The sequence below is a fragment of the Proteus sp. fly-1067 genome, assembly GCF_040139345.1.
In the GTDB taxonomy this organism is placed as follows: Bacteria; Pseudomonadota; Gammaproteobacteria; order Enterobacterales; family Enterobacteriaceae; genus Proteus; species Proteus vulgaris_B.
On record NZ_JBEEUL010000112.1, the window covers coordinates 1 to 687 of the forward strand.

Here is a 687-nt window from a genome sequence, read left to right on the forward strand (position 1 = left end):
GTAAAAGTCTTCAGTTAATCCAAAATGTCGATTATGGATCTACGGATCCATAATTTTTTTTTGATAACTTTACCCCCAAGTCATTCCAAAGCGGCATCGTCTTGAGTATAGTGGCACGGTTAATTAATTTAACCTAGGATTGGGGTGGTTGTTATGTTATTTCGTTGGCCTGTTCGCGTCTATTATGAAGATACTGATGCGGGCGGAGTGGTTTATCATGCACGTTATTTGGCATTTTTTGAACGAGCTAGGACCGAAATGCTACGGGATAAAGGTATCAATCAACAAAGCTTACTGGCTGAGAATATCGGATTTGTTGTACGAAGTATGACAACTGATTTTGTGAGAGCGGCTCGGCTGGATGATTTATTGGAAATTGAGACACAAATCGTTGATATGAAACGTGCCTCTTTAACCTTTCAACAAAGGTTGGTTGATTCACAAGGTAACCTGCTTTGTGGGGCTACGGCCCTGATAGCTTGTGTGGACACATCAAAAATGAAGCCAACAGCGCTTCCTAAGTCTATTGTCGCGGAGTTTAAACAGTGACTGACATGAATATCCTGGATTTATTCCTAAAAGCGAGCCTATTGGTTCAGATCATTATGTTCGTTTTGATCGGCTTTTCTATTGCTTCATGGGCCATCATTATTCAAAGAACCAAAATTCTCAATGCAGCCACTCGAG

The 687-nt window shown here is 40.9% G+C and carries 1 protein-coding gene and 1 pseudogene; both read left to right on the plus strand.

Annotation, left to right across the window (positions count from 1 at the left end):
* Window positions 1–153 precede the first annotated feature (153 nt).
* A complete protein-coding gene (ybgC, locus tag ABN217_RS19440) occupies window positions 154–549 on the plus strand; it encodes a tol-pal system-associated acyl-CoA thioesterase (RefSeq protein WP_070925028.1) in 396 nt (131 codons plus the stop codon).
* Window positions 546–687 (plus strand): annotated as a pseudogene (locus tag ABN217_RS19445) (Tol-Pal system subunit TolQ); the annotation flags it as partial. The gene ybgC and the pseudogene ABN217_RS19445, both read left to right, overlap by 4 nt.